General features: G+C 63.2%; 27 protein-coding genes. 19 read left to right on the top strand and 8 right to left on the bottom strand.

Annotation, left to right across the window (positions count from 1 at the left end):
* Positions 1-52 precede the first annotated feature (52 nt).
* Positions 53-976 (bottom strand): LysR family transcriptional regulator, encoded by a 924-nt coding sequence (locus GKKCFE_RS09940; RefSeq protein ID WP_107321696.1) that lies wholly within the window; start codon positions 974-976, stop codon positions 53-55.
* 126 nt (positions 977-1,102) lie between these two features.
* Between GKKCFE_RS09940 and GKKCFE_RS09935 the strand changes: the two genes are divergently transcribed.
* The gene (locus GKKCFE_RS09935; protein ID WP_003202537.1) at positions 1,103-1,309 is read left to right on the top strand and encodes a tautomerase family protein; all 207 of its coding nucleotides are present in this window, start codon (positions 1,103-1,105) and stop codon (positions 1,307-1,309) included.
* A gap of 286 nt (positions 1,310-1,595) precedes the next feature.
* Positions 1,596-2,330, top strand: a complete 735-nt coding sequence (locus GKKCFE_RS09930) for an SDR family NAD(P)-dependent oxidoreductase (protein ID WP_445577801.1) — start codon at positions 1,596-1,598, stop codon at positions 2,328-2,330.
* A 51-nt stretch (positions 2,331-2,381) separates the two neighbouring features.
* Here GKKCFE_RS09930 and GKKCFE_RS09925 read toward each other — a convergent pair whose 3' ends face one another.
* Positions 2,382-4,523: a TonB-dependent siderophore receptor gene (locus tag GKKCFE_RS09925; RefSeq protein WP_445577800.1), complete on the bottom strand. Its 2,142-nt coding sequence runs from the start codon at positions 4,521-4,523 to the stop codon at positions 2,382-2,384.
* A gap of 205 nt (positions 4,524-4,728) precedes the next feature.
* On the opposite strand from GKKCFE_RS09925, the gene GKKCFE_RS09920 reads away from it, so the two are divergent.
* The 16 genes from GKKCFE_RS09920 (at position 4,729) to GKKCFE_RS09845 (ending at position 18,735) form a co-directional block, all read left to right on the top strand.
* Entirely contained in the window at positions 4,729-5,400 is a 672-nt protein-coding gene (locus GKKCFE_RS09920) for a GntR family transcriptional regulator (RefSeq protein WP_047228982.1), read from the top strand.
* A 111-nt stretch (positions 5,401-5,511) separates the two neighbouring features.
* The gene (locus GKKCFE_RS09915) at positions 5,512-6,444 is read left to right on the top strand and encodes a 4-hydroxyproline epimerase (RefSeq protein WP_047228981.1); all 933 of its coding nucleotides are present in this window, start codon (positions 5,512-5,514) and stop codon (positions 6,442-6,444) included.
* On the top strand, positions 6,441-7,556 hold the full coding sequence (locus GKKCFE_RS09910) for an NAD(P)/FAD-dependent oxidoreductase (protein ID WP_445577799.1): 1,116 nt from the start codon (positions 6,441-6,443) through the stop codon (positions 7,554-7,556). Before GKKCFE_RS09915 ends, GKKCFE_RS09910 begins: the two co-directional genes overlap by 4 nt.
* Entirely contained in the window at positions 7,549-7,785 is a 237-nt protein-coding gene (locus GKKCFE_RS09905; RefSeq protein WP_047228979.1) for a 2Fe-2S iron-sulfur cluster-binding protein, read from the top strand. Before GKKCFE_RS09910 ends, GKKCFE_RS09905 begins: the two co-directional genes overlap by 8 nt.
* Positions 7,782-9,038, top strand: coding sequence for an FAD-dependent oxidoreductase (locus tag GKKCFE_RS09900; protein WP_445577798.1), 1,257 nt, complete (start codon positions 7,782-7,784; stop codon positions 9,036-9,038). The genes GKKCFE_RS09905 and GKKCFE_RS09900 overlap by 4 nt, the downstream gene beginning before the upstream one ends.
* A gap of 188 nt (positions 9,039-9,226) precedes the next feature.
* The gene (locus GKKCFE_RS09895; RefSeq protein WP_076385191.1) at positions 9,227-9,976 is read left to right on the top strand and encodes an AraC family transcriptional regulator; all 750 of its coding nucleotides are present in this window, start codon (positions 9,227-9,229) and stop codon (positions 9,974-9,976) included.
* Between the two features lie 232 nt (positions 9,977-10,208).
* Complete coding sequence (locus GKKCFE_RS09890; RefSeq protein WP_047228976.1) at positions 10,209-11,027, top strand: ABC transporter substrate-binding protein; 819 nt, start codon at positions 10,209-10,211, stop codon at positions 11,025-11,027.
* Between the two features lie 10 nt (positions 11,028-11,037).
* Positions 11,038-12,816, top strand: coding sequence for a cis-3-hydroxy-L-proline dehydratase (lhpI, locus tag GKKCFE_RS09885; RefSeq protein ID WP_445577797.1), 1,779 nt, complete (start codon positions 11,038-11,040; stop codon positions 12,814-12,816).
* Positions 12,809-13,474, top strand: a complete 666-nt coding sequence (locus GKKCFE_RS09880; protein ID WP_445577796.1) for an amino acid ABC transporter permease — start codon at positions 12,809-12,811, stop codon at positions 13,472-13,474. Before lhpI ends, GKKCFE_RS09880 begins: the two co-directional genes overlap by 8 nt.
* 9 nt (positions 13,475-13,483) lie before the next feature.
* Positions 13,484-14,134 (top strand): amino acid ABC transporter permease, encoded by a 651-nt coding sequence (locus tag GKKCFE_RS09875; protein ID WP_445577795.1) that lies wholly within the window; start codon positions 13,484-13,486, stop codon positions 14,132-14,134.
* Positions 14,127-14,849 carry an amino acid ABC transporter ATP-binding protein gene (locus GKKCFE_RS09870; RefSeq protein WP_445577794.1) on the top strand — a complete coding sequence of 241 codons (723 nt, stop codon included), beginning with the start codon at positions 14,127-14,129 and terminating at the stop codon, positions 14,847-14,849. Before GKKCFE_RS09875 ends, GKKCFE_RS09870 begins: the two co-directional genes overlap by 8 nt.
* A 118-nt stretch (positions 14,850-14,967) precedes the next feature.
* The gene (locus tag GKKCFE_RS09865) at positions 14,968-15,996 is read left to right on the top strand and encodes a trans-3-hydroxy-L-proline dehydratase (protein ID WP_445577793.1); all 1,029 of its coding nucleotides are present in this window, start codon (positions 14,968-14,970) and stop codon (positions 15,994-15,996) included.
* A 206-nt stretch (positions 15,997-16,202) separates the two neighbouring features.
* The gene (locus GKKCFE_RS09860) at positions 16,203-17,120 is read left to right on the top strand and encodes a dihydrodipicolinate synthase family protein (RefSeq protein WP_047228970.1); all 918 of its coding nucleotides are present in this window, start codon (positions 16,203-16,205) and stop codon (positions 17,118-17,120) included.
* A 177-nt stretch (positions 17,121-17,297) separates the two neighbouring features.
* Positions 17,298-17,852, top strand: a complete 555-nt coding sequence (locus GKKCFE_RS09855; protein WP_047228969.1) for a DinB family protein — start codon at positions 17,298-17,300, stop codon at positions 17,850-17,852.
* Between the two features lie 26 nt (positions 17,853-17,878).
* Positions 17,879-18,229 carry a DUF6152 family protein gene (locus GKKCFE_RS09850; protein WP_076385202.1) on the top strand — a complete coding sequence of 117 codons (351 nt, stop codon included), beginning with the start codon at positions 17,879-17,881 and terminating at the stop codon, positions 18,227-18,229.
* Complete coding sequence (locus GKKCFE_RS09845) at positions 18,229-18,735, top strand: DUF6644 family protein (RefSeq protein ID WP_047228967.1); 507 nt, start codon at positions 18,229-18,231, stop codon at positions 18,733-18,735. The genes GKKCFE_RS09850 and GKKCFE_RS09845 overlap by 1 nt, the downstream gene beginning before the upstream one ends.
* Positions 18,736-18,790: 55 nt before the next feature.
* Here GKKCFE_RS09845 and GKKCFE_RS09840 read toward each other — a convergent pair whose 3' ends face one another.
* The 5 genes from GKKCFE_RS09840 to GKKCFE_RS09820 form a co-directional block, all read right to left on the bottom strand.
* The gene (locus GKKCFE_RS09840; RefSeq protein ID WP_230682633.1) at positions 18,791-19,855 is read right to left on the bottom strand and encodes a 2,3-butanediol dehydrogenase; all 1,065 of its coding nucleotides are present in this window, start codon (positions 19,853-19,855) and stop codon (positions 18,791-18,793) included.
* 84 nt (positions 19,856-19,939) lie between these two features.
* Positions 19,940-21,052 carry an acetoin dehydrogenase dihydrolipoyllysine-residue acetyltransferase subunit gene (locus GKKCFE_RS09835; protein WP_445577792.1) on the bottom strand — a complete coding sequence of 371 codons (1,113 nt, stop codon included), beginning with the start codon at positions 21,050-21,052 and terminating at the stop codon, positions 19,940-19,942.
* On the bottom strand, positions 21,052-22,068 hold the full coding sequence (locus GKKCFE_RS09830) for an alpha-ketoacid dehydrogenase subunit beta (protein WP_047228964.1): 1,017 nt from the start codon (positions 22,066-22,068) through the stop codon (positions 21,052-21,054). The genes GKKCFE_RS09835 and GKKCFE_RS09830 overlap by 1 nt, the downstream gene beginning before the upstream one ends.
* A gap of 35 nt (positions 22,069-22,103) precedes the next feature.
* Entirely contained in the window at positions 22,104-23,081 is a 978-nt protein-coding gene (locus GKKCFE_RS09825; RefSeq protein ID WP_047228963.1) for a thiamine pyrophosphate-dependent dehydrogenase E1 component subunit alpha, read from the bottom strand.
* A 2-nt stretch (positions 23,082-23,083) separates the two neighbouring features.
* The gene (locus GKKCFE_RS09820; protein ID WP_139050474.1) at positions 23,084-24,157 is read right to left on the bottom strand and encodes an ATP-NAD kinase family protein; all 1,074 of its coding nucleotides are present in this window, start codon (positions 24,155-24,157) and stop codon (positions 23,084-23,086) included.
* Between the two features lie 361 nt (positions 24,158-24,518).
* Here GKKCFE_RS09820 and GKKCFE_RS09815 point away from each other — a divergent pair, with 361 nt between their 5' ends.
* Positions 24,519-26,399, top strand: coding sequence for a sigma-54-dependent Fis family transcriptional regulator (locus tag GKKCFE_RS09815; protein ID WP_445577791.1), 1,881 nt, complete (start codon positions 24,519-24,521; stop codon positions 26,397-26,399).
* A gap of 8 nt (positions 26,400-26,407) precedes the next feature.
* Here the strand turns inward: GKKCFE_RS09815 and GKKCFE_RS09810 are convergent, their stop codons facing one another.
* Entirely contained in the window at positions 26,408-26,737 is a 330-nt protein-coding gene (locus GKKCFE_RS09810) for a hypothetical protein (RefSeq protein WP_047229012.1), read from the bottom strand.
* Positions 26,738-26,811: the final 74 nt, after the last annotated feature.

Genomic DNA, 26,811 nt, shown 5'->3' with positions numbered 1-26,811 from the left:
GGGATTCAATGTGGCGAGGGGATTTATCCCCTCGCCACAGGTCACCGTTACTTCAATCCGCCGCCCACTGCTCCCGGTACTGCAGCAGGAAATCGACAAAGGCGCGCACCCGCTGCGGCACGTACCGACCGTGGGGATACAGCAAGGTGAACGGACGTGAGCGCCCCGCGAAAGGCGCAAGTACCTCCACCAATTGCCCGTTGGCCAGCTCCTGCTCCACGATGAATTTGTAGGTCTGGAACAAGCCGGCGCCATGTTTGGCCAGCGTCACGCCGCCGAGCACATCGTCCGAACAGCAATACCCTCCTTCGCCGAACACCTCCTTTTCCTTGCCGTCGACATTGAACAACCAGGAAATCCGCCGTCCGCTGCTGGGCAATTCGAACTGGATGCACTCGTGGTCGTCCAGGTCTTCAAGGACCTGCGGCGTGCCGGCCTTGCGCAAGTAATCCGGGGACGCGACCACCACCAGTTTCGCGTCCTCCAGCAGCCGGGCGATCATCGATGAGTCGGGTTGTGCTCGCACCCGGATGGCGAGGTCATAACCTTCGGCAACGAAGTCGATGTTTCGGTTGCTCAGGTGCAGGTCCACCGTCACTTGCGGGTACAGCGCCCGAAAGGCCGGCAGCAAGGGCAGGATGCGGTGATGACCGTAGGTGGTGGGCAGGCTGATGCGCAGTTGCCCGGACGGCACCGATTGCGCGCCCATCATTTCCTGTTGCGCCTCCACCAGTTGCGTCAGCGCTTGCCGGCATTGCTCGAAATAGGTCTTGCCGGCTTCCGTCAGCCGAATGCTGCGAGTGGTGCGCACGAAAAGACGCGAACCCAGGCGCTCCTCCAGACGAAAAATCGAGCGACTCACCGCCGCCGGAGTCACACCGGCAAGCTGGGCCGCTGCGGTGAAACTCCCTGCCTCCGCCGCCAGGCAGAACAGTTCTATGCTGCCCAACTGCAAGTCTTCGAAATGACGCTTCATGATTCGTTACACCGCGTATCAACTGAAAGTTCCAGACACCTGTTTATCAGCCGCAGGCGTATAAATATAGTGGCCCCCGTGGCGCGGGAACCTCCTGCGCTCATTTCCCATCAGCAGGAGTGCATCATGCCTTTCGTCAATGTGCGTATAACCCGCGACGGTGTCACTCGCGAACAGAAAGCCCAGGTCATTTCCGAGATCACCGAAACCCTGCAACGGGTGCTGGGCAAGGACCCGCACTTGACCCACATCGTGATCGAGGAAGTCGACACCGATAACTGGGGTTACGCGGGTATGACGACGACGCAATACCGAAGCTTGCCCAAAGAGTGACGGTTCTACCTTCCCGAGCCCGGTCCAACTGACCGGGCTTTTTTGTGCCTGATGATTAACCCTGTGGGAGCGAGCCTGCTCGCGATGGCGATGGACCCGTCACATTGATGTTGGCTGGAATACCGTCATCGCGAGCAGACTCGCTCCCACATTGAATTAATTACATGACGTATCAACTCAAGTACCAGCCCCCGCATTTATCAAACCCAAGCGCATCAATACCCTGATCTCAACCACCGCCAACATCGGTGCAACGGTTTCAATTCAATTGATCAGGAGTCCAATCATGAGCCTCAACAAAACCGTCATCATCACCGGCGCCTCCAGTGGCATCGGCCTGGGTCTGGTCCAGGCGTTCCTGGATCGGGGCTATAACGTGGTGGGCAATGCCCGCTCTCAGTCCGGCCTGGACAGCGCGGCGCAACAGCTCGGCCATCCGGCGAACTTCATTGGCGTGGCCGGTGATATCGCTGACCCGGCGACTTCAACCCGTCTCATCAACAAAGCCATCGAAACCTTCGGGGCCGTGGACGGGCTGGTGAACAACGCCGGTTTCTTCCTGCCAAAACCTTTCATCGAATACAGCCCCCAGGACCTGGAAGCGCTGCTGGACACCAACCTCAAGGGTCTGGTCTACGCCAGCCAGGCGGCTGCCGCACACATGATCGGTCGTCAGCAGGGTTTCATCATCAACATCTCCGCCGCCGTGGCCCTGCAACCGAACATCCAGGTGCCGGCGGCGCTGCCGGTGTTGATCAAAGGCGGGGTCAACCAGATGACCCGTGCCCTGGCGCTGGAGCTTTCGCCCCACAACATCAAGGTCAACGCGGTCGCCCCCGGCATCATCGACACGCCCATGCATGACCCGGCGCACCGCGACTTCCTCAACAACCTGGCCCCGGCCGGTCGCGTCGGTACCATCGAGGAAATTGCCGAGGCCGTGTTGTACCTGGCGGGCGCTGATTTCACGACCGGCGCGATACTGCCGGTAGACGGCGGGATGAGCACGGGCAAGTGGTAAAAAGAAAAACCCCGGAGGCACAACCTCCGGGGTTTTCATGACGCCTGGAGTTCAGAGCGTATAGGAGATGCCGGCCTGCACGGTTCGCGGTGCGCCTGGGTAGGCGTAGACGCCACCAAATGCGCCTTCCTCATAATCGGCGTCGAACAGATTTTTCAGGTCCAGGTTGAGGCGGATCCGCTCGTTGACCTTGTAGTAGCCGAGCAGGTCCACGACGGTGTAGCTGTCCATGGTGAAAGTGCTGGCCGCCGTATTACCTGCCCGCTCATCGACATACTTGGCGCCTAAGCCCAGCCCAAGGCCCTTGAGACCACCGTCCTGGAACTCGTAGACGTTCAACAGGCTGAAGGAGTTCTTGGGCACGTTAAGCAAGCGGGTGCCGGACGGGATGTTGATGTCCTTGGTCACTTCGGCATCCACATACGCGTAGCCACCGATCACGCGCCATTGCGGCGTTAAGTTGCCCGCCACATTCAAGTCGAAACCACGGCTGCGCACCTCCCCGGCAGCCACGTTGAAGGTGGCGTCCAGCGGGTCGGGCGTGAGTACGTTGCGCTTTTCAATCTGGTAGACCGCCGCGTCGACGCTCAACTGCCGATCCAGCGCTTCCCACTTGACGCCCATTTCATAGGACTTGCCCTCTTCCGGCTTGAATCCGCCACCTTGAAGGCTGGCACCGGTATTGGGTTTGAAAGAGCGGGCGGTATTGGCATAGACAGCCACGGTGTCGGTCAGGTCGTAGATCATCCCCAGGCGTGGGGTGACGGCGCTGTCAGTGACATCCCAGTTTCTGCTGCCGGGCCGAGGCTGTGGGACGAATGTCTCATACTCATGCTCAAACCGCTCAAAACGCGCTCCAGCCAACAGCTTCAACCGCTCGGTCAATGCCACCTGATCCTGGACAAACACGCCAAACGTCTTGAGGTTTTCCTGGTCATCCGTGGGCTTGCGCGTCAACGCCGGGCGTGGCTGGCCATACACCGGATCGAAGATATCGATCGGGTAGGCACCGACCTCGCCGGAAGATCGCTGGATGATGGACTGGTAGTCGTAGTCTTCATACTCGATGCCGGTCAACAGTGTGTGCTCGAACCCACCCGTGGAAAAACGCCCGGTGAGGTTGAGCTGGGTGTCGCGATCGGTCCATTCCAACTTGCGGTAGTTGAAGTTACGACTCAGCGTACGCCCATCGGCGCCGATGCTGTTGCCTTCCACCGCGTTGCCCTGCAGGGTGCCGTCCAGCCATTGGGTACCGCCGGCCAAGGTCCAGTCGTCGTTGAGCATGTGCTCGAAACGCACCTGCAGCATGTTGTTGTCGTTGTGCAACTTGCCGGCGTCTTTCTCGCCGAAGAACGTATCGCGCGAGGCGGTGCCGCGCTGGCCGGCGTAATGGGTCAGGCCACGGTCCAGCGGCGCATTGTTGCGCATGAAGTCGCCTTCGAAGGTCAGGCGCGTGGTGTCGTTGACCTGCCAGGTCACCACCGGCGCAATGCCATAGCGTTCGGTCTCGACGTGGTCGCGGAACGTATCGCCGCCCTCGCCGATCACGTTCAGGCGATACGCCAGGCGCCCTTCTTCGTCCAGCGGGCCCGAGGCATCCAGGGTCCCGCGACGCATGCCCTGGTCGCTGACCTGGCTGCCCAGGGTCACGGTGCGTTCGGCCAATGGCTGCTTGGACACCACGTTGAAGGTGCCGCCTGGATCGCCGCGACCGTACAACATCGTCGCCGGGCCGCGCAGCACTTCCAGGCGCTCGATGGTGTTGGCATCTGGCATGTTCGGGTAACCGCGGTTGATCGGGAAACCGTTGCGGTAGAACTCGCCCGTGGTAAAGCCGCGGACCGTGAACGTGGTCAGGCCCTGGCCACCGAAGTTGTTCGCCCTGCCGACCCCGCCGGCGTAATCGAGCGCGTCTTGCAGCCGGGTGGCGCTGAGGTCTTCCACCACGTCGCGCGAAACCACGGAAATCGACTGTGGGGTTTCATGAATCGCGGTGTCGGTACGTGTCGCGCTGGCCGAACGGGTCGCGTGATATCCCTTGACGGGCCCCTGCGCGGACTCGATATCCGAAAGACCCACGATGTCCGTGGCTTGCAGTTCCAACGGTGCGGAGGTTGCGGCCATGGGCTCGTCTGCCCACGTGGATACGGAATAAGCCTGGAGCACACACAGTGAAACGAGAATCCGACGCATCGATGCACAATCCTAACGAAAATACGTCAGCCCCCCAGAGGCCGACAAGAATGTGTCGCGAAAGATACAGCAACTCATTCTTGTTTGACACAAATTCCCATTCACAACCCAGCGAAATGCCCCTTCCTGGCACGTGCCAACTGCACAACGCGACTGCTGGCAAAGTCGTATACCATATCCCCAACCAAGCCAAACGACCGCCGCCGTGACCTTATCCAAGTTCAATCTGCCTGATCTGGGCAACACCCCTTCCACTTCGGAAATCATCACCCGTCATCTGCGCGAAGCCATCGTGGCCGGGCATTTTGCCGAGGACGAGCCCATTCGCCAGGACGACATCGCCCGGCAGTTCAACGTCAGCAAGATTCCCGTGCGCGAAGCCCTCAAGCGCCTGGAAGCCGAGGGGCTGGTGATGTTCCAGCGCAATCGCGGGGCGATGGTCACGCGCATTTCCGAGGCGGAACTGGCGCAGATGTTCGAGGTGCGGATGCTGCTGGAAGACAAAGTGCTGCGCCTGGCGATTCCCAACATGACTGAAGAGACCTTCGTCCGCGCCGAGAGCATCTGCCGTGAGTTCATCGGTGAAGACGACGTGGGTCGTTGGGCTGAACTGAACTGGCAATTGCATGCCTGTCTCTACGAGCCGGCGCAACGCCCCTTTCTGGTGGGTTTGATCCGCTCGGTGCACGACAAGCTGGAGCGCTACCTGCGCATGCAGATGAGCCTTTCGGCCGGCAAGGAACGCGCCGACCACGAACACCGGGAAATTCTTGCGGCCTGCCGCGCCGGTGATGTGGAGCGGGCGGTGAAGTTACTGGACGAACACATCGCCGGCGTTTGCAAGACGCTGTTCGAGTTCCTGCCTTCGAGCCATTGATGCGCCGCTGCTGTGCCGATTTCGTCATGAGTGACAGATAAATCCATCAAGCCGTCACCCCCCAGCGCGGGCCACGCTTGCCGTCACTCATCTGAACGGACGTGGCCCCCCATGAAACGCATCACCGTGATCGATTCCCATACCGGCGGCGAACCGACCCGTCTGGTCACCGACGGTTTTCCCGACCTGGGCCAAGGCAGCATGGCCGAGCGCCGCCAGCGTCTAGCGACACAGCATGACGCCTGGCGCACCGCCTGCGTGCTGGAACCACGGGGCAGCGATGTGCTGGTGGGGGCGCTGCTCTGTGAGCCGCAGGACCCGAGCGCCTGTGCCGGGGTGATCTTCTTCAACAACAGCGGCTACCTGGGCATGTGCGGCCACGGCACCATCGGCCTGGTGACGTCACTGGCACACCTGGGCAAAATCGGCCCTGGCGTGCACACCGTCGAAACCCCGGTGGGCACGGTGCAAGCGACCTTGCATGAGGACCGTTCGGTCAGCGTACGCAATGTGCCGGCCTACCGTTACCGCAAGGCCCTGAGCCTGGAGGTGCCCGGTATCGGCCCGGTGGTGGGCGATGTGGCCTGGGGCGGCAACTGGTTTTTCCTGATCGCTGACCATGGCCAGCGCGTGGCGGGCGACAACCTCGACGCGTTGACCGCCTATACCTACGCCGTGCAGCAGGCCTTGGAACAGCAAGGTCTGCGGGGTGAGGACGGGGGCCTGATCGATCACATCGAACTGTTCGCCGATGACCCGCACGCCGACAGCCGCAACTTCGTGCTCTGCCCCGGCAAGGCGTATGACCGCTCCCCATGCGGCACCGGCACCAGCGCCAAACTGGCGTGCCTGGCCGCTGACGGAAAACTGCAACCCGGGCAGATCTGGCGCCAGGCCAGTGTCATTGGCAGTGAATTCGAAGGCTCCTATGAGTTCGACGGCGAGCGCATCGTGCCGACCATTCGCGGCCGCGCCTACATCAGCGCCGAAACCACGCTGGTCATTGAGCCGGATGATCCGTTCGCCTGGGGCATCGTCCCGTGAACGCCGGCCACGTCGCCGATGTGATCATCATCGGTGCCGGCATCATCGGCGCCGCCTGCGCCCGAACGTTGGCCCGGCGAGGCTTGAAGGTCCTGGTACTCGATGCCGGTTGGCACGGCGCCACAGCCGCCGGCATGGGCCACTTGCTGGTGCTGGACGACAACCCGGCGGAACTGGCCCTCAGTCAGTATTCCCTGCAGCGCTGGCGCCAGTTGGCCCCGGCCCTGCCCGACGCCTGCGCGTGGCGCAACAACGGCACCCTGTGGCTGGCGGCCAATGCCGAGGAAATGGCCGTTGCCCATAGCAAGTACCTGAACCTGCTGGCTCATGGCGAAGACTGCGAGCTGATCGGGCGTGCGGCCCTGCAGCAGCGTGAGCCGCAACTGCGCGAAGGCCTGGAGGGCGGCCTGCTGATCAAGGGCGACGGGATCCTGTACGCCCCGGCTGCCGCGCGCTGGATGCTGGACGAGGCCAATATTGCTCAGCAACGCGCCCAGGCCATTGAAGTGGACGGCCATCGAGTGCGTCTTGAGGACGGTCGCTGGTTGAACGCAGAAGCGGTGATTCTCGCCAATGGCATCCAGGCCACCGAGCTGTGCCCGGAGTTGCCGATCGAAGCCAAGAAGGGCCATTTGTTGATCACCGATCGTTACCCCGCCACCGTCTCCCACACCCTGGTGGAGCTGGGGTATGTCACCAGCGCTCACAACGCCAGCGGTCCATCGGTGGCGTGCAATATCCAGCCGCGTCCGACCGGGCAGCTGTTCATCGGTGCCTCGCGACAGTTCGGCACCGTCGACCCGCAGGTGGAAGGCTGGATGCTGGCAAAGATGCTCAAGCGTGCTGTCTACTACATGCCAGGCCTGGCACACCTCAACGGCATCCGCGCCTGGACCGGTTTTCGCGCCGCCAGCCCCGATGGCCTGCCGCTGGTGGGGCAACATCCGCAACGCCCTGGCCTGTGGCTGGCGGTGGGTCACGAAGGCCTGGGCGTGACGACGGCACCCGCAACGGCCGATCTGTTGGCCGCGCAACTGTTCAACGAAACCTCGCCGCTGGCGGCGCAACCGTACCTGCCACAGCGCTTTCTGGGAGAACCGGCCCATGCCTGATCTGTTTCTCGATGGTCGCCCGCTCACTGTCGTCAGCGGCACCAGCGTCGCTGCCGCCCTTGCCCTGGGAGCCGACGGTTGCAGCCGCACTTCGGTCAGCGGCCAGCGCCGCGCGCCTCTGTGCGGCATGGGCATTTGCCAGGAATGCCGGGTGATGATCGATGGCCATCGACGCCTGGCCTGCCAGACACTGTGTCGCGATGGCATGCAAGTGCAAACACGACCATGAACGAAACCACCGACCTGTTGATCATCGGCGCCGGCCCCGCCGGCATGGCTGCCGCCCTGGCCGCAGCAAGCAGCGGCATGCGCATTGTGCTGCTGGACGATAATCCATTGCCGGGCGGGCAGATCTGGCGCGACGGCCCCCAGGCTCACCTCCCCGCCGAGGCCCGACGTCTGCGCAACTCATTACAGGCCTGCGCCAATGTGCGCTGCCACGCCGGCACCCGCGTCATCGCCTGCGCCGCCGATAAAACCCTGCTGGTGGAAGATGCCGAGCGCGGCTGGCAGATCACCTACCAGCGCTTGATCCTGTGCACCGGCGCGCGCGAACTGCTGCTGCCCTTCCCCGGCTGGACGCTGCCGGGGGTGACCGCCGTCGGTGGTTTACAAGCATTGATCAAGAGTGGCCTGCCAGTGCGCGGCGAACGGCTGGTGATCGCCGGCAGCGGTCCGTTGCTGCTGGCCAGCGCCGCCACCGCCAAACATCAAGGGGCGCAGGTACTGCGGATCGCCGAGCAGGCCAATCATCGCGCCGTCGCCGGTTTCGCCGCGCAGTTGCCGCGCTGGCCGGGCAAGTTTTTGCAGTCGTTCAGCCTTTTCGATCCACACTACCGCACCGGCACGCATGTGCTGGAGGCCCTGGGTCGCGAGCGGCTTGAGGGCGTGCGCTTGCTACAACAGGGCAAGACACTTGAACTCGCCTGCGACCGTCTTGCCTGTGGGTTCGGGCTCATTCCCAATACTCAGCTCGGCCAGGCCTTGGGCTGTGGTCTTGAAGGCCAGGCGCTGGCCGTTGACGCCTGGCAAGCGACTACCCGCCACGACCATTACGCCGCCGGTGAATGCACCGGTTTCGGTGGCAGCGAACTGGCGCTGGTGGAAGGCGCCATCGCCGGCCACAGCGCCGTCGGCAATAGTGTCGCCGCGCAACGCTTGTGGCCTCGCCGGGCACGCTGGCAAGGTTTCGCCCGGGCGTTGAACAAGGCCTTCGCCTTGGACGCGCGACTCAAGACCCTCGCTCGGGACGACACGCTGGTGTGCCGCTGCGAAGACGTGCCGTATGGCGAGCTGGTCGACCACCAGGACTGGCGCGCAGCGAAACTGGCGAGCCGGTGCGGCATGGGGGCCTGCCAGGGACGGGTCTGCGCTGCCGCGCTGGAACATCTGTTCGGCTGGCCCTCACCCACGCCGCGCCCGCCCTTCAGCCCGGCGCGGATCGAGACTTTGCTGCACCTGCAAGAAACCCCGACAACCTGAGGCCACACCAGATCCTTCTGTGGGAGCGAGCTTGCTCGCGAATGCGTCGGCACATCCAGCATCGATGCAAGCTGACCCACCGCTTTCGCGAGCAAGCTCGCTCCCACAGTGGACCGCGTCAGGCCTGGACTTCCTGCCTCGATGACTTTGCCCCTATGATCCCTGCGTCCCCTCAGAAACCTGACGCCATGTACCCCACGCTCACTTCCTTCGCCCCCTGCGATTTACCGACCCTGCTCAACAGCCTGCAACCCATCGCGCCGTTGCTCGACACCCTGTCGGACGTGGTGTTTTTCATCAAGGACAGGCAAGCCCGCTATGCCTTCGTCAACCAGACCCTGGCCCGGCGTTGCGGCTTCAAACAAAGCGCTGACCTGCTGGGCCTCACTGCCGAGCAGGTTTTTCCCGAGCGTTTCGGCCCGCTGTACACCGAGCAGGACCGACGGGTGCTGGCCAGCGGCCGGGAACTGGCCGACCAGCTCGAACTGCACCTGTACTACGGCAACCAGCCGGTGTGGTGCCTGACCCATAAACTCGCCCTGCATGCGCCCAACGGCCAGATCGTCGGCCTGGCCGGGATTTCCCGGGACTTGCAACTGCCCCAGTCGAGTCACCCCGCGTTCCACAAACTGGCGGCGGTGGATGCCCATATCAAGCAGCACTTCGCCCACCCCATCAGCCTTGCCGACCTGACCGCCATCGCCGGGTTGTCGGTGGCGCAGTTGGAGCGCCACTGCAAACGTATCTTCCAGCTCACGCCCCGGCAGATGATTCACAAGGCGCGGCTGGAAGAAGCCTCGCGGTTGTTACTGGACCACGACCTGCCCATCACCGAAATTGCCCTGCGCTGCGGCTACACCGATCACAGCGCGTTCAGCCGGCAGTTCCGTGCCTTGACCAGCCTTTCGCCCAGCCAGTATCGCGAAAATCAGCGCTGACCAGTGTTCCCTGGTGGGGCATGGGGACTGCGATTGCTCCTATCTGTAACACCGCACGCAAGCGTTGTTCGGCGTCTGACGCAGCTCCACGTCTTTTAATGCATGCACATCAAAGCCTTACCAATGACCACTGACTCAACCTCAAACCGGCACGCTGCTTGCTTTATTTAATATCGTATACGAAATCCTCAATACGATATTTCATCCGCATTTATTCGACAGCGAGGCATTTATGAAGAACCCTGCATTGGCTGTAGCCCTGAGCGTTGCCCTCACGCCCCTTTTCATCGCCCCCGCTCACGCCGACAAACTCGACGACATCATCGGCTCCGGCAAACTGCGCTGCGCCGTGACCCTGGACTTCCCGCCCATGGGTTTTCGTGACGCTGGCAATAAACCCGCTGGTTTTGACGTGGACTATTGCCACGACCTGGCGAAAGTCCTCGGCGTGGAACCCGAAGTGGTGGAAACACCGTTCCCGGACCGGATCCCGGCGCTGGTTTCCGGCCGTGCGGACGTGATCGTTGCCTCCACCTCCGACACCCTGGAGCGGGCCAAGACCGTGGGCCTGACCGTGCCCTACTTCGCGTTTCAGATGGTGGTGCTGACCCGCGACGATACCGGTATCAACAGCTACGACGACCTCAAGGGCAAACCTCTGGGTAACACCAGCGGCACCTACGAAGCCATCGCCCTGGAAAAAGACCAGAAGAGTTGGGGCAGCGGCAGTTTCCGCGCCTACCAGTCGCAGAACGACACGCTGCTGGCCGTCGCCCAGGGCCACATCGATGCGACCGTGGTGACCAACACCGTGGCGGCCGCGACCATCAAGTCGGGCAAGTACAAGAACCTGAAAATCGCGGGCAACGCGCCCTATGTCATCGACTACGTGTCCCTTGGCGCCAAGCGCAACGAGTACGGGTTGATCAACTACCTCAATCTCTTCGTCAACCAGCAGGTGCGCACTGGCCGTTACAAGGAGCTGTTCGTCAAATGGGTGGGCACCGATATCCCGCCGGCCGACCTGGTGGTGCCGCAGGTTTACTACTGAGGATTGGAGCATGCCAAGCACGCCTACCCGTGTGACGGGCCGAAGTCTGGTGGAGGGTGCCGCCCAGGGCGCCCTGCTGTACGCCGATGTGGGCCTGAGTTTCTGGGGCGGGGTCGATCCGGCCAGCGGCGAGGTGATTGACCGCCATCATCCGTTGAGCGGTGAACGCCTGGCCGGGCGCGTGCTGGCGATTCCCAGCGGGCGTGGCTCCTGCACCGGCAGCAGCGTGCTGATGGAGCTGATCAGCAACGGCCACGCCCCTGCGGCCCTGGTGCTGGCCGAGGCCGATGAAATCCTGACCCTGGGCGTGCTGGTGGCGCAGGTGATTTTCCAGCGCTCCCTGCCGGTGGTGTGTGTCGGGCACGAGGCCTTCAAGCGGTTGCGCGGCCAGGGTTTTGTGCGCATTGAAGGCGCTTGCCTGACCTTGTCAGGTCAGCGCCCCAACGATGGCTGGCACGGGCTGGACTTTCCAACCCCCGCGCTCAGCGGTTCAACCATCAGCCTCAGCCAACAGGACCAAGCGCTGCTGGACGGCAGACACGGCAAGGCGGCCCAGGTCGCAATGCAGATTGTATTGCGCATGGCCCAGATCCAGGGCGCTACACAACTGCTGGATGTGACCCAGGCCCACATCGATGGCTGCATCTATACCGGCCCGGCCAGCCTGCGTTTTGCCGAACAACTGGTGCAATGGGGCGCGAAGGTGCGCGTGCCCACCACGCTCAATTCGATTTCCGTAGACCAGCGGCGCTGGCGGGAGCTGGGCGTCGACCCCGCCCTGGGTGAGCCGGCCAGCGCCTTGGGGGATGCCTACATGGCAATGGGTGCGCAGTTGAGTTTCACCTGTGCCCCCTACCTGCTCGACAGCGCGCCCAAGGCTGGCGAACAGATCGTCTGGGCCGAATCCAACGCCGTGGTCTACGCCAACAGCGTGCTCGGTGCCCGCACGCAAAAGTACCCGGACTTCCTGGACATCTGCATCGCCCTCTGCGGTCGCGCGCCATTGACCGGCTGCCATCTTGACGCGCAGCGCAAAGCCGCGCTGATTATCGATGTGCCGCCGTTGGGGCCCGTGGACGACAGTTTCTATCCGCTGCTGGGTTATCACATCGGCAGCCTGACGGGCCGTCGCATTCCACTGATCCGCGGCCTGGAGCACGCCGCCCCCACGCGGGACGACTTGAAAGCCTTCGGCGCCGCGTTCGCCACCACCAGCGCTGCGCCGCTGTTCCACATCGCCGGGGTGACGCCCGAGGCCCTCGACCCGGTCGATGTCCTGGAGCCGGGAGTCAGTTTGCCGCAGGACACTGTCAGCGCTGCCGGCCTGCTCGCCAGTTGGCGCGAACTCAACAGCGCCCGGCACCGCCAGGTGGACGTGGTCTCCCTGGGCAATCCGCATTTTTCCCTCGGCGAATTCGCTGCCCTGTCGGCCCTGTGCGCCGGCCGCCACAAGCATCCGGATGTGGTGCTGGCGATCACCTGTGGCCGAGCGGTACTGGAACAGGCTCGCGAGGCGGGCCATCTGCAGGCCATCGAAGCCTTCGGCGCGCTCCTGGTCACCGACACCTGCTGGTGCATGTTGGGCGAGCCGGTCATTCCGCCCGAGGCCACCACCCTGATGACCAACTCCGGCAAATACGCCCATTACGCGCCGGGTCTGGTCGGTCGCGGCGTGCACTTTGCCAGCCTTGCGCAGTGCGTTGAAGCTGCGTGCAGCGCAACGGCCAGCGGTCAACCGCCGACGTGGCTGCAACCGACTGTCCATACGGGGGGCCTGACCGATGTTTGACTACAGTTTCCAGTGGCGCCCGGCCTTACGTGCCCTGCCCGACATGCTCGCCGGGGCCTGGGTCACCTTCGAGACCGCGGCGCTGTCGATGATCTTCGGCGTGCTGATCGCCCTGGTGCTGACGGTGATGCGCCAGGCCCGCCATCCGCTGCTGCGCGGCGTGGGCAATGGCTGGGTGTCGATCGCCCGCAACACGCCCTCGCTGTTCCAGATCTACATCCTCTACTTCGGCCTCGGCTCTCTCGGGCTGCACGTCAGTTCCTGGCTGGCGTTGCTGGCCGGGATCACCTTCAACAACGCCGGTTACCTGGCGGAAAACTTTCGCGGCGGCCTCAAGGCCGTGCCGAGTACCCAGATGCGCGCCGCCCGCTCCCTGGGCATGAGCACCTGGCAGGCCTACCGGATGATCATCGTGCCGCAACTGCTGCGCATCGTGTTCTACCCGCTGACCAACCAGATGGTCTGGGCGGTGCTGATGACCTCCCTGGGTGTGGTGGTGGGCCTGAACAACGACCTGACCGGCGTCACCCAGGAATACAACGTCAAGACTTTCCGCACCTTCGAATACTTCGCCCTCGCGGCGGTGCTGTATTACCTGATCGCCAAGCTGATCGTCGGGCTGGCCCGGCTGTTGTCCTGGCGATTGTTTCGTTACTGAGGGCGCGTCATGTTTACCACCAGCCTCACCTTTAACGACCTGCTGTTCTTGCTCGACGGGGCCTGGGTCACGCTGCAACTGACCGCGTGGTCGATCCTGCTGGGTTCCCTGGCCGGCTTGCTGTTCGGCCTGCTGCGGGCATTGCTGCCGCGGGCCAGCCTGCCACTGGCCTGGGTACTGGACGTGTTTCGCAGCGTTCCGCTGCTGATCCAGTTCGTGCTGTTCAACGCCCTCAAGAGCATCGTCGGCCTGAACCTGAGCGCCTTCGCGGTCGGTTGCATCGTGCTCGGCGTCTACGCCGCCGCCTACTTCACCGAGATCGTGCGCGGTGGCGTGTTGGCGGTGCCGTTGAGTACCCGCCGGGCCAGTCGCTCCCTGGGCCTGAGTTACCTGCAGGATCTGCGCTACATCGTCCTGCCGATTGCCACGCGGGTCGCATTCCCTGGCTGGCTGAACCTGGTGTTGGGCGTGATGAAAGACACCGCGCTGGTGATGTGGATCGGCATCGTCGAACTGCTGCGCGCCTCGCAAACCATCGTCACCCGCATCCAGGAACCGTTGCTGGTGCTGTGCATCGCGGGCCTCATTTACTACGTCATGAGCCTGGTGGTCGCCCGCCTTGGCGCACGTCTGGAAAGAAGGTGGCAGGAAAATGATTGAGATCGAGAACGTACACAAATCCTTTGGCGAGCTGGAAGTGGTCAAGGGCGTGAGCCTGACGGTGGACAAAGGGGAAGTGGTGTCGATCATCGGCGGCTCCGGCTCCGGCAAATCGACCCTGCTGATGTGCATCAACGGCCTTGAGCCGATCCACAAAGGCAGCATCCGCGTGGACGGCATCGAGGTTCACGACCGCACCACCGATCTCAACCGCTTGCGGCAAAAGATCGGCATCGTGTTCCAGCAATGGAACGCTTTCCCCCATCTGACCGTGCTGGAAAACGTGATGCTGGCGCCTCGCAAAGTGCTGGGCAAAAGCAAGCAGGAGGCCGAAGCGCTGGCGCTGCGACAGCTGGAGCATGTGGGCCTGGGAGACAAGCTCAAGGCCTTCCCCGGCAAGCTTTCCGGTGGTCAACAACAGCGCATGGCGATCGCCCGGGCCCTGGCGATGTCGCCGGACTACATGCTCTTCGACGAAGCCACCTCGGCCCTGGACCCGCAACTGGTGGGCGAAGTGCTGGACACCATGCGCATGCTCGCCGAAGACGGCATGACCATGGTGCTGGTGACCCACGAGATCCGCTTCGCCCGGGACGTGTCCGACCGCGTGGCGTTTTTCTGCGACGGGCGGGTCCATGAGATCGGGCCGCCGGATCAGGTGATTGGCAACCCTGTGCAGCCGGAGACGGCGGCGTTTCTCAAGTCGGTGAAATAGCGATGGCCCCATCGCGAGCAAGCTCGCTCCCACACTGTTTCGTGTACACCACAGAACCCTTTGTGGGAGCGAGCTTGCTCGCGATGAGGCCCTACAAGACAACACAAGGATTTGACTCATGCGCTCATCGAAAATCATCCATGTCGTCAGCTGCCACGCCGAAGGCGAAGTCGGCGATGTGATCGTCGGCGGCGTCGCACCACCGCCCGGTGCCACCGTATGGGAACAGTCACGCTGGATCGCCCAGGACCAGACCCTGCGCAACTTCGTCCTCAACGAGCCCCGTGGCGGCGTGTTCCGTCACGTCAACCTGCTGGTGCCGGCCAAGGACCCGCGGGCGCAGATGGCCTGGATCATCATGGAACCAGCCGACACACCGCCGATGTCCGGTTCCAACTCGTTGTGCGTCGCCACTGTATTGCTCGATAGCGGCATCCTGCCCATGACCGAGCCCCAGACGCGCTTGGTCCTCGAAGCACCCGGCGGGCTGATCGAAGCGGTGGTCGACTGCCGCGACGGTAAAGTCCAGCGGGTGGAAATCAAGAACGTGCCCTCCTTCGCCGACCGCCTCGATGCCTGGATCGAAGTCGAGGGGCTGGGGTCGCTGCAGGTGGACACTGCCTACGGCGGCGACAGTTTCGTCATCGTCGACGCCCAGCGCCTGGGTTTTGCTATCCGTCCTGATGAAGCGGCCGAATTGGTGACCGTGGGGCTGAAAATCACCCGGGCCGCCAACGAGCAACTGGGCTTTGTCCATCCGTTGAACCCGGACTGGTCGCATATCTCGTTTTGCCAGATCGCCGCGCCCATCGTCCTGGAGAACGGCATCGCCAGCGGTGCCAACGCCGTGGTGATCCAGCCCGGCAAGATCGATCGCTCCCCAACCGGCACCGGTTGCTCGGCGCGCATGGCGGTGTTGCACGCCAAGGGGTTGATGCAAGTGGGAGAGCGCTTCATCGGCCGCTCGATCATCGGCTCCGAGTTCCACTGTCGTATCGATTCATTGACCGAAGTGGCCGGGCGCCCGGCAATTTATCCGTGCATCGCCGGGCGCGCGTGGATCACCGGCACGCATCAGTTGCTGCTCGACCCGGCAGATCCCTGGCCACAGGGGTATCGGCTTTCGGATACCTGGCCTGGCGCATGACTTTCGAACTTTGCACATCCCCCTGTGGCGAGGGAGCTTGCTCCCGCTGGGCTGCGCAGCAGCCCTCTTGGATTGCCTGACACATCGAGTTGTCAGGTCATTGTTGGGGCCGCTTCGCGCCCCAGCGGGAGCAAGCTCCCTCGCCACAGGGGATTTGTAGTGAATTAAATTTTTGCGCATACGAAACACCATAACCGGAGACAACCATGAGCAAACGCATCAACTGGAGCGGCGTATTCCCCGCCGTCACCACGCAGTTCAACGATGACTTTTCCATCAACCTGGAAAAAACCCATCAAGTGATTTCCAACGTCATCCGCGATGGCGTGTCAGGCCTGGTGGTCTGCGGCTCGGTGGGGGAAAACACCTCCCTGAGCGCCGAGGAGAAAATCGCCGTGACCGAAGTGGCGGTGGATGCTGCCCGGGGCCGGGTGCCGGTGATCTGCGGCGTGGCCGAGTTCACCAGCGTGCAGGCGGCCAAGGTCGCCAACGCAGTGCGCCGGGTTGGCGTCGACGGCGTGATGCTGATGCCAGCGCTGGTCTATGGCTCCAAGCCGTTCGAGACCGCCGAGCATTTCCGCTACGTGGCCCGGCATGCCGACGTGCCATTGATGGTCTACAACAACCCGCCGATCTACAAGAATGACGTGACCCCGGACATCCTGATTTCCCTGGCCGATTGTGACAACGTGGTGTGCTTCAAGGATTCGTCCGGCGACACCCGGCGCTTCATCGACGTGCGCAATGAAGTGGGCGACCGCTTTGTGTTGTTTGCAGGCCTGGACGACGTGGTGCTGGAAAGCCTGGCCGTGGGTGCCGAAGGCTGGGTCTCGGGGATGTCCAACGTGTTCCCCCAAGAAGGCGAAACCATTTTCCGCCTGGCCCGCGCCGGACGTTTTGCCGAAGCGATGCCGATCTATGAATGGCTGATGCCGATCCTGCACCTGGACGCCCGCGCCGACCTGGTGCAGTGCATCAAACTGTGCGAAGCCATCGCCGGTCGCGGCAGCGCCCTCACCCGCCCACCGCGTCTGGCGCTGCCGGAGGAGGATCGCGTGTACGTCGAGCAGATCATGGCCAAGGCCCTGGCCAATCGGCCGGTGTTGCCGGATGTGGGGCTTTGACCGCAGGACATGGCGCTGACCGGCGGTGATAGCGCCGCCGCCATCGCGAGCAGGCTCGCTCCCACATTCACCACAAATCCCTGTGGGAGCGAGCCTGCTCGCGATAGCGGTCTGTCTGAATCGACTATGCTGGATGTGCCGCCCTCATCGTGAGCCAGCTCGCACACAAGGTGCCCCATGAACTATTTCCTGGCCCAGGCCCTGAACAATCAGTGGGCCAATCACCGACTACTCACTGCCTGCGCGCCGTTGAGCGAGGCCCAATACCAGGCACCGCGCACGGGGTTCTTCCCGTCCATCCAGGCCACGCTTTGCCACATCCTGGAAGTGGACCGCTATTACCTCACCGCCCTGGAAGGCGACCGTGACGGCCAGATAAAGGATTTTTCCGAGACCCTGGCCTTTGCCCAATTGCTGCACAACCAGACTCAAACCGACCAGCGACTGGTGGCATTCTGCGAAGCCCTGCGGGAAACCGACCTCGCCCGCTCCGTCGATCTGGTGCGTGTCGACGGGGTGGTGCGCGAACGAATCGACCGACTGCTGTTGCACCTGTTCGAACATCAGATCCATCATCGCGGACAGGTCCACACCATGCTCAGTGCCACCCACGTCAAGCCGCCGCAACTCGATGAGTTCTTCCTCGACTGCGACCGCAGGTTTCGCGAAGAAGACGAGCAGTCACTGCAGCTCGGCGAAGACCGCGTCTGGCGCAACTACCTGCCGGGCTGAACCGATGATCCAACAGGAGACCTGCCATGAAACACATACTCGGTTGCATCGGCTTATCGTTGATGCTGATGGCAACGACAGCCCTGGCCCATCACGGCTGGAGCGAGTACGACACTGACAACACCCTGCAACTCAACGGAACGATAGAAGAATCCGGCTATTCGCATCCCCATGGCTTCGTGCGCCTGAAAACGGCGGACAAAACCTGGACCGTGGTGCTCGCCCCGCCGTCACGCATGGAGAACCGAGGCCTGAGCAAGGACATGCTCAAGCCTGGCAACCAAGTGGGCGTGGTCGGCTATGCAAACCGCAACAAACCCGATGAGTTGCGCGCAGAACGCATCACCGTCGACAACAAGACCGTCGAGTTGCGCTGATGCAGGCCATCGAGGCAGGCAACGACCCGCAGGGCTGGCTGGACCAACTGGAAGGTTCGTCCCTGGCGCTGGCCATGCGCGGCGAACTGTGGCTCTACCCGTTGGTGGAGGTGGTGCACATCATCGGGTTTTCGCTGTTGGTGGGCGCGGTGGTGATGTTCGATTTGCGGGTGCTTGGGGTGTCCAAGGACATTGCCGTGACGGCGCTGGCCCGCCATCTACTGCCCTGGGCCCTTGCGGCCCTGCTGTTGATCGTACCCGCCGGTTTGATGATGTTCAGCGCCCATCCCCATGACTTCGCCGGCAATGGCGTGTTTATCCTCAAGCTGTGCCTGATTGCGGCGGCGGGCCTCAACGCCCTGGCGTTTCACCTCGGGATTTATCGCACGGTCAGCCAATGGAACACCGCCAGCGCGGCACCAGGACTTGCAAAAGCGCAGGCGGTGCTGTCCGTGGCGATATGGTTCACGGTGGTGTTGTGTGGGCGCTTGCTGGCCTATACCTGAGATAAAAAGTGCGATGGCCTTGCCGGCCATCGCCAATCGCCCACCTCAGGCGCGCTCAGATCCGTGCGGGTGACACGATGATTTTCACGTTGTGCTCCTTGTTGTTGACCAGTTCCTCGAACCCCTGGCCAACGATCTGCTCCAGCTGGATGCGCCCGGTCACCAGCGGCGAGATGTCCAGGCGCCCATCGGCGATGAAGGCAATCACGTCGGCGAATTCACCGTTGTAGGCCAGCGCGCCAAGTACCTGCTTCTCGGTGGAGACCAGTTCAAAGAAGTTGAACTCGCTCGGTTCCTCGAAAATCCCCACCAGCACACATTTGCCCGCCTTGCGGATCAGGTCGATGGCGAGTTTGGCGGTGTGCTTGTTGCCGATGCACTCGAAACTGACGTCGGCCCCCAGACCAGCGGTCAAACGACGGACTTCGGCCAGGGCGTCGCACTCGTTCGGATCGATCACATGACTGGCCCCGACTTCCAGGGCCTTGGCCTTGCGCGCACCGGACATTTCCAGGGCGATCACCTGCGCCGCGCCGGCGGCCTTGGCGCACATGATGGTGCACAGGCCGATGGTGCCGGCGCCGACCACCACTACGTTCTGGCCCAACAGGCTGCCGGCCTTTTTCACCGCATGCATGCCCACCGCCAACGGCTCGATCAGCGCGCCGGCTTCGGCGGGAAAATCGGCAGGCAGTTTGTAAAGCAGATTGGCCGGCACATTGACCAGCTCCGCGAACGCACCGTTGTTCATCAGCCCGGTGAACGCCAGGTTTTCGCAGATGTTGTAGAGCCCATGTGTGCAGTAATAGCAGGTGCCACAGTGCTGACAGGCATCGGCCGCCACCGGCTCGCCGACGCTGAAGCCCTCGACACCAGCCCCCAATTCGACGATTTCACCGCAGAACTCATGGCCGAGGATGCACTGGCCCTTGATGCCGGTCAGCGGATGCGGCGCGTCCACCGGAATGAACACCGGCCCGGCCACATATTCATGCAGGTCAGAGCCACAGATGCCGCACCACTGCACGCGGATCTGCACCCAGCCGGCGGGCGGCGCTACGGGCAGCGGCACGTCTTCGACGCGGATGTCGTTGCGGCCATGCCAGACAGCGGCGCGCATGCTGCGGGTAGGCTTGATTGAAACGTTCATAGCGTTGCCTCCAGAATTTTGTAGGGGCGACGAATCACCGCGCCGCCCGCTTGATCAGTGCTGCTCAATGAACCCAAGGATCAACCGGTTGACCTGCTCGGCCGCTTCCATCTGCACCATGTGCCCCTGGCCAGGTAGCACCTCGACCTGGGCACTCAGCCCGTCGCTGTGGGCTGCCGGGATGATCGCGTCGTCGCTGCCCCAGATCACCAGCGTCGGGACGTGGCCGGCCTGCACCACTTCGCGTAAATCCACCTGCTGGCGGCCGTCGGCGAACAGCGTCGCTGACAGTTGCAACAGCGCAGCGTCCACACCCTCCAGGCGCTTGTACTTGAGCATGTCATCGAGCATCTGCCGGGTGACCAGCTCGGCATTGGAGAACAGTTGCACCAGTTGCGGCTTGAGGGCGTTGCGGTTGGCCGCTTCGACAAAACCTTTGAGGTAGCTGCCATTGATCTGCGCGCCCAGCCCGGCACTGCCGATCAAGGTCAGCGACCGCACTCGCTGGGGCATCAGGCGCGCGGCGTTCAGCGACACCGCCCCACCCATGGAATGCCCCACCAGATGCACAGCGTTGATGTCCAGGTGATCGAGCAAGGCCAGCACCACGCCGCTCAGTTCGTCCAGGTCACCGCGTTGCAGTGTCTTGGCGGATTCGCCATGGCCCGGCAGGTCCAGGGCGATGACCCGACGCCCGGCCGCCAGTGCTTCGTGGTTGAACAGCCAATTGTTCAGGTCGCCGCCGAAACCATGCACCAGCAGCAGCGGCGTGCCGCCTTCGCCACGCTCGAAAAAGCGGATCACCCGGCCATCCAGTTCGACTTTCTGCGGTTTCGGGCCGCTGTCTTCGTCGGCAGCGTCGCCGGGCACAAAGGACGACTGGAACTGCTCGATGACAGCATCGATCTCGGCATCGCTCGCTTCACCGTCGACGACAATCCCGAGCAAGGCGCCGACCGCCAGGGTTTCGTCCTGTCGGGCAACCTGCCGCCGCAAGATCCCGGAGAACGGCGCTTCGACGCTGCTGGAAATCTTGTCGGTTTCCACGTCCATCACTTCATCACCCTTGGTGATGGCCTGGCCCTCCTCCTTGAGCCAGGCATCGACCCGGCCTTCGGTCATCGACAGGCCCCACTTGGGCATGGTCAGGGTATGAATCTGGCTCATCAGCGCTTGCTCCACTCGATCACGTTGAGCACGGCTTGTTCGATCTTCGCCGCGTCAGGGATGTACAGGTCTTCCAGAGCATCGGAGAACGGCACCGGGGTATGGGGCGCGGTGACCATTTCGATCGGCGCCTTGAGCGCGCCAAAGGCTTTTTGCGCCACCAGCGCGGAAATGTCGGTGGCCATTGAGCAGCGTGGGTTGGCCTCATCGATGACCACCAGGCGCCCGGTTTTCTCGACGCTTTCCAGGATGCTGTCCTCGTCCATCGGGCTGGTGGTGCGCAGGTCGATGACCTCGCAGTCGATGCCGCGCCCGGCCAGGCTGCGGGCCGCGTCCATCGCGGTGTTGACCATGCGCCCGTACGACACCAGGGTCACGTCTTTGCCGTCGCGTAGGAAATTGGCCTCGCCGAAGGGAATGGTGTAGAGCTCTTCCGGCACCTCGCCCTGCATGCTGTAGAGCAATTTGTGCTCGCAGAAGATCACCGGGTCGTTGTCGCGGATCGCCTGGATCAGCAGGCCCTTGGCGTCGTAAGGCGATGACGGACACACCACTTTCAGCCCCGGAATGTGCGTCCACAAGGAGGTGAGCATTTGGGAATGCTGGGCGGCGGCACGCAAGCCGGCGCCGACCATGGTGCGGATCACCAGCGGCGTGGAGGCCTTGCCGCCGAACATGTAGCGAAACTTCGCCGCCTGGTTGAGGATCTGGTCCAGGCAGCACCCGGCGAAGTCGACGAACATCAGTTCGCACACCGGGCGCACACCACAGGTCGCCGCCCCGACCGCCGCGCCGACGTAACCGATTTCCGACAGCGGCGTATCCAGCACACGCCCGGGAAACTGGTCGTAAAGCCCCTTGGTGACACCGAGCACACCGCCCCAGGCGTCGTTTTCACCGGGCGCGCCGGCACCACCGGCGACGTCCTCGCCCATGATGAAGACGCTGGAATCGCGGCGCATTTCCTGGGCCAGGGCTTCGTTGATTGCCTGCTGATAGCTGATTTTTCTCGCCATGATGGGATTCTCTGTTCTTGTTTTATGAAGAGCGTTCAGGGATAGGAGACGTAGACGTCGGTCAGCAGGTCCGCCGCGGTGGGCTTGGGATCGGACTTGGCTTTGTACACGGCGTTTTCGATCAGCAACTCGATCTCCTTGTCGATCTGGTCCAACTGCTCGACGGTGAGCAATCCGGCCCGCGTGGTGCGCTCGCGAAACTGCATCAGGCAATCCTGGTTCTCGCGAAAATGCTTGACCTCGTCGGGTGCCCGATAAGTCTGGGCATCGCCCTCGAAGTGGCCGTAGTAACGGGTCAGCTTGACCTCGATCAGCGAAGGCCCCTCCCCGGCACGGGCGCGTTCGACGGCGGCCCCGGCGGCTTCATGCACGGCAAAGAAGTCAAAGCCATCTACAGTCACCCCGGGCATGCCGAAACCGGCGGCGCGGTCGGCAATGTGATCGCAGGCCACCGACCAATTGGACGCGGTGGCTTCGGCGTAGCCATTGTTTTCAGCGATGAACAGGCACGGCAGGTTCCACACCGAGGCCATGTTCATGGCTTCGAATACCGCGCCTTCGTTGGAGCCACCATCACCGAAAAACACCACGGCGACGCTGTCGGTGCCCTTGAGCCGGGCGGCCAGCGCGGCGCCCACCACCAGGGGCGCGCCCGCCCCGACAATGCCATTGGCGCCGAGCATGCCTTTCTCGAAATCGGCAATGTGCATGGAGCCGCCCTTGCCTTGGCAGACGCCGGTCTTCTTGCCGTAGATCTCGGCCATCATCCCGTACACGTCCACGCCCTTGGCGATGCAATGACCGTGGCCTCGGTGGTTGGAGGCGATGCAATCGTCATCGCCCAAATGGGCCATGACGCCGGCGGCCGACGCCTCTTCGCCGGCATACAGGTGGACGAAACCGGGAATCTCGCCAGTGGCGAACTCCACGTGCAGGCGCTCTTCGAAAGCGCGGATGGTGCGCATCACCTGATAGGCGTGCAGCAGTTGATCGTGGGTGAGCGGTGTCGACATTTTTATTCTCCTGGGGTGTCTTCTTGAAGATTCAGAGGGTGTTGCGGGTGTTCGCGGCCGATGGCCAGCAAACGCTGTTGCGCGGCGTAGGCCAGCACCGCGTTGACATCGATGCTCAGCGGGCCGCCGGCATCGAGGGTGACCGTGGGCCGGTCCTGCGCGTTGAATTCGATTTCCCGTTCGCCGTCCAGGGCCAGGGTGCCTCTGGAGAGCGACAGGCCATGGGCGATGCCAGGCTCCAGGGGCCCGGCGGCGAGCACGCCACAGCCTTGCAACAGACCAGGGGCCAGCGGCACCAGCAACGCTTCGGGCGATTGCGGGTCCAGGCGCATCCAGGCACCACCCGCTGCCTGGCGTGACACCGGGAACCACAAGCCGCACAGCGCGGACAGGCCGATGGATTGCGGCTCGGCGAAGGTCACGAACACCTCGGCCAGGTCCTGCGCCCGACTGATGGCCCGGGCGCCGACAAAGCGCAGCGGCGACACGGCGACGTCCACCAGGGCGACTTCGCGCAAACCGCGTCCGGCATCGCAGACCAACAGGCGTTTGTTGCGACGCAGGCCGATCTGCGCAGGTATCCGGCCGCTGGCGTACAACCCACCAGCCAATCCGGCACTGGTGGCTTCGCGCAGTTCGGGGAAGGCGTTATTGGTGCCCGTGGAGAGGGTCAGCAGAGGGATATCACCGACTTCGGCGGCCACGGCCTTGTGGGTGCCGTCGCCGCCCAGCACGGCGATCAGGCTCACCTCGCGTTCTGCCATCAGGCGCGCAGCCTGACGCGTATCTTCGACGGTCTGGCGCAGCGTCAGGTCGAGAAATTCCAGGGCCGGCCAATGGCTGCTGCGCGCCTGGCGGCTGTGGCTGTTCTTCAGCACGGCGGCGGCAATGCCGGTCATGTCGGTCGGCATCAGGACCTGCTCGATACCGGTGGCACCAAAGGCGGCCAGCAGCCGCTGGATCACCGAAACCTTGTCGGTGCTGGAAAACAACCCGGCGTTGGCGGTCAGGCGTCGCACATCGCGCCCCGACGCCGGGTTGGCAATGATGCCCACGGTCAGTGGACGGCGACTCATGGCGCCACCGGCAGTTGAGTAGATGGACGACCTGGGCAGCAAAACCCTCGGTGCAGAGACATGGGACACCTCATTTTTTATTATTGGCAGTCCGAACGGGTCGGCTGCAGACGCTAGAGCAAGGGCGGTGCCAGATACCGATAGAACCGGCGAAAGGCCCGGAACAGAGCCCTCGCAGCGCCTCCTCCGAGGGAATCCACCCACGCGCTGTGAGACGCGACATGTCAGCCTGCACGAGGTTCTGGCGAGACCGTGAGACGTGGCGTCTCACACTTGCCGGTGCGGCTCGCCGAGCTTGTCTGCGCACAACGAACGGCGCTTAATGAGCGCACAACGATAAGAAGCTGAAACGGAGGCCCGTATGCTTTCCGCTCACTCCCGGGCGCATGTGGATTGCGTCAGCCGCGTACTGAAAAACGCGGCGCAACTGCCACAGCTGCCCGTCCCGGACCTGATCCTCGACTCCTGGCGTCGCTCCATGGAGCAACATCATCTGGACCCCGGTTCACTGCAGGGCCCGCGCATCCTGTCCCAGGACGTGCTCAAGCAATGCCGCGAGCGCTCGGAACTGTTCCTTAATATCGCCAGCGAAGAAGTCGCCCGGCTGCATGGTCGGGTGCGGGATGCCGACTACTGCGTGCTGCTGACCGATGCCCAGGGCCAGACCATCGATTACCGGGTGGAAACCACCATTCGCAATGACTGCCGCAAGGCCGGGCTGTACTTGGGCACCTGCTGGTCGGAGGGGGAAGAAGGCACCTGCGGCGTGGCGGCGGTGCTCACGGCCAAAGCCCCGGTGACGGTGCACAAGCGCGATCATTTCCGGGCGGCGTTCATCGGCCTGACCTGCTCCGCCGCGCCGGTTTTCGACCCGCAAGGGCAGTTGCTCGGGGTTCTGGATGTCTCGGCGGTGCGTTCACCGGATGATCGACGCTCACAGCACCTGATCCGGCAGATGGTGGTCCAGAGCGCTCGGGAAATCGAACAGGCGTTTTTCATGAGCAGCGCCCAGGGCTACTGGGTACTGCGGGCCCATCGCAACGCCGGCTACGTCGACAGCCAGCCGGACTTGCTGTTCGCCTGGGACGACGACGGTTGCCTGCAAGCCCTGAACCCCGCAGCTCGCCAGTACCTGCTGCAACACTACGGCCAACTGCCGCAGCACATCAGCCAGGTGTTCGACCAGCAACTGCTGCACCGAGCCCGCGACGAGCGTCTGTATCCGCTGTCCAGCCCCGGCATCGAGTCGCCTTTGCATGGTCGCTTGAGCGCGCCGCGACAGCGGGCCAATCCACGCCCCCGGGTTGCCATGACCCCGGTGGAACTGGATCCTCGACTGGCCGACAGCCTGCGTCTGGCGGTACGGGTCAAGGATCGCAACTTGCCGGTGCTGATCCAAGGCGAAACCGGCTCTGGCAAGGAGGTATTTGCCCGCCAACTGCATCAGGCCAGCCAGCGCCGTGACCGGCCGTTCGTGGCATTGAACTGCGCGGCGATTCCCGAAAGCCTGATCGAAAGCGAGTTGTTCGGCTACGTTGCCGGGGCCTTCACCGGGGCCTCGGCGAAAGGTATGCAGGGCCTGCTGCAACAAGCCGATGGCGGCACACTGTTTCTGGATGAAATCGGTGACATGCCGCTGGCTTTGCAGACGCGCCTGCTACGGGTATTGGCCGAAGGTGAAGTGGCGCCACTGGGGGCGTCACGGCGCAGGGCCGTGGACATTCAGGTGATCTGCGCCACCCACCGCGACCTGGAGACATTGGTCGCCGCCGGCGGGTTTCGCGAGGATCTGTACTTTCGCCTCGGCGGCGCCCGCTTCCAACTGCCGCCGCTGCGTGAGCGCAGTGACCGGCTGGCGTTGATCAACCGCATCCTTGAGGAGGAATCGGCGCAGTGCGGGGGGATGGCGCAATTGAGCGGCGCAGCCCTGGAATGCCTGCTTGGTTATCACTGGCCGGGCAATATCCGTCAGTTGCGTCATGTGCTGCGCTACGCCTGCGCGGTGAGCGAGGCGAGTGTGATCCAGCTCAGTCACCTGCCCGAGTCATTGCACTGCACACAAGCGCCTGTGGACGCACCACAACCCAGCGCCAGCCCGGAGCGTCAGATGCTGCTCGATGCGCTGGTGCGGCATCGCTGGAAGCCCACCGCCGCTGCACGGGCGCTGGGCATTTCCCGAGCGACCCTGTATCGAAGGGTTCACCTGCATGGCATCGAAATGCCCGGCAGAAGCCCGGCGTGAACCAACGCTTATCTTCGCGCCAGCGCATGCCGCACGCACTGTTCATAGTAGGTCTGCTTGATAGCCGCGGGCTTGAGACGTGAAGCGCTGTTATAGGTCTGTTCGGTGATGCCCAGGGCGGTCATGCGCATCCACGGCCGGGGAAACTTGCGCACCTGCAACCTTTTGCGCGCGCCGTACAAGGTGATCCCGGAAAGCTTCGACGCCTGGGCGCCGGCGGCAATGTCCGAACCCCAGCGGCACACCGACTGCTGGTTTTTCGTCAGGGCCTTTGCCTGAGCCTCAAGCGAAACGGCGACCAGGAGACACGTCACCACGACCCACATAGAAATCCGCATAGGTTTGTCGCCCAACTTTCTGAAATAAAAGAAGTTTGACAACCTTGGAAAGAGCAAGGGGCCAGCACGGCTAC

This window comes from Pseudomonas sp. E141 (assembly GCF_052659885.1).
This window is presented reverse-complemented; position numbering and strand designations above follow the sequence as displayed.

Excerpts from the sequence above, each read along its gene's own strand:
- GKKCFE_RS09925 (WP_445577800.1), bottom strand. The coding sequence starts at position 4,523 with ATGCGTCGGATTCTCGTTTCACTGTGTGTGCTCCAGGCTTATTCCGTA.
- GKKCFE_RS09850 (WP_076385202.1), top strand. The coding sequence starts at position 17,879 with ATGAAACACATACTCGGTTGCATCGGCTTATCGTTGATGCTGATGGCA.
- GKKCFE_RS09915 (WP_047228981.1), top strand. The coding sequence starts at position 5,512 with ATGAAACGCATCACCGTGATCGATTCCCATACCGGCGGCGAACCGACC.
- GKKCFE_RS09865 (WP_445577793.1), top strand. The coding sequence starts at position 14,968 with ATGCGCTCATCGAAAATCATCCATGTCGTCAGCTGCCACGCCGAAGGC.
- GKKCFE_RS09840 (WP_230682633.1), bottom strand. The coding sequence starts at position 19,855 with ATGCGCGCCGCTGTCTGGCATGGCCGCAACGACATCCGCGTCGAAGAC.
- GKKCFE_RS09810 (WP_047229012.1), bottom strand. The coding sequence starts at position 26,737 with ATGCGGATTTCTATGTGGGTCGTGGTGACGTGTCTCCTGGTCGCCGTT.
- GKKCFE_RS09875 (WP_445577795.1), top strand. The coding sequence starts at position 13,484 with ATGTTTACCACCAGCCTCACCTTTAACGACCTGCTGTTCTTGCTCGAC.
- GKKCFE_RS09845 (WP_047228967.1), top strand. The coding sequence starts at position 18,229 with ATGCAGGCCATCGAGGCAGGCAACGACCCGCAGGGCTGGCTGGACCAA.
- GKKCFE_RS09900 (WP_445577798.1), top strand. The coding sequence starts at position 7,782 with ATGAACGAAACCACCGACCTGTTGATCATCGGCGCCGGCCCCGCCGGC.
- GKKCFE_RS09860 (WP_047228970.1), top strand. The coding sequence starts at position 16,203 with ATGAGCAAACGCATCAACTGGAGCGGCGTATTCCCCGCCGTCACCACG.
- GKKCFE_RS09895 (WP_076385191.1), top strand. The coding sequence starts at position 9,227 with ATGTACCCCACGCTCACTTCCTTCGCCCCCTGCGATTTACCGACCCTG.
- GKKCFE_RS09890 (WP_047228976.1), top strand. The coding sequence starts at position 10,209 with ATGAAGAACCCTGCATTGGCTGTAGCCCTGAGCGTTGCCCTCACGCCC.
- GKKCFE_RS09940 (WP_107321696.1), bottom strand. The coding sequence starts at position 976 with ATGAAGCGTCATTTCGAAGACTTGCAGTTGGGCAGCATAGAACTGTTC.
- GKKCFE_RS09935 (WP_003202537.1), top strand. The coding sequence starts at position 1,103 with ATGCCTTTCGTCAATGTGCGTATAACCCGCGACGGTGTCACTCGCGAA.
- GKKCFE_RS09835 (WP_445577792.1), bottom strand. The coding sequence starts at position 21,052 with ATGAGCCAGATTCATACCCTGACCATGCCCAAGTGGGGCCTGTCGATG.
- GKKCFE_RS09830 (WP_047228964.1), bottom strand. The coding sequence starts at position 22,068 with ATGGCGAGAAAAATCAGCTATCAGCAGGCAATCAACGAAGCCCTGGCC.
- GKKCFE_RS09880 (WP_445577796.1), top strand. The coding sequence starts at position 12,809 with ATGTTTGACTACAGTTTCCAGTGGCGCCCGGCCTTACGTGCCCTGCCC.
- GKKCFE_RS09825 (WP_047228963.1), bottom strand. The coding sequence starts at position 23,081 with ATGTCGACACCGCTCACCCACGATCAACTGCTGCACGCCTATCAGGTG.
- GKKCFE_RS09870 (WP_445577794.1), top strand. The coding sequence starts at position 14,127 with ATGATTGAGATCGAGAACGTACACAAATCCTTTGGCGAGCTGGAAGTG.
- GKKCFE_RS09815 (WP_445577791.1), top strand. The coding sequence starts at position 24,519 with ATGCTTTCCGCTCACTCCCGGGCGCATGTGGATTGCGTCAGCCGCGTA.
- GKKCFE_RS09820 (WP_139050474.1), bottom strand. The coding sequence starts at position 24,157 with ATGAGTCGCCGTCCACTGACCGTGGGCATCATTGCCAACCCGGCGTCG.
- lhpI (WP_445577797.1), top strand. The coding sequence starts at position 11,038 with ATGCCAAGCACGCCTACCCGTGTGACGGGCCGAAGTCTGGTGGAGGGT.
- GKKCFE_RS09905 (WP_047228979.1), top strand. The coding sequence starts at position 7,549 with ATGCCTGATCTGTTTCTCGATGGTCGCCCGCTCACTGTCGTCAGCGGC.
- GKKCFE_RS09855 (WP_047228969.1), top strand. The coding sequence starts at position 17,298 with ATGAACTATTTCCTGGCCCAGGCCCTGAACAATCAGTGGGCCAATCAC.
- GKKCFE_RS09930 (WP_445577801.1), top strand. The coding sequence starts at position 1,596 with ATGAGCCTCAACAAAACCGTCATCATCACCGGCGCCTCCAGTGGCATC.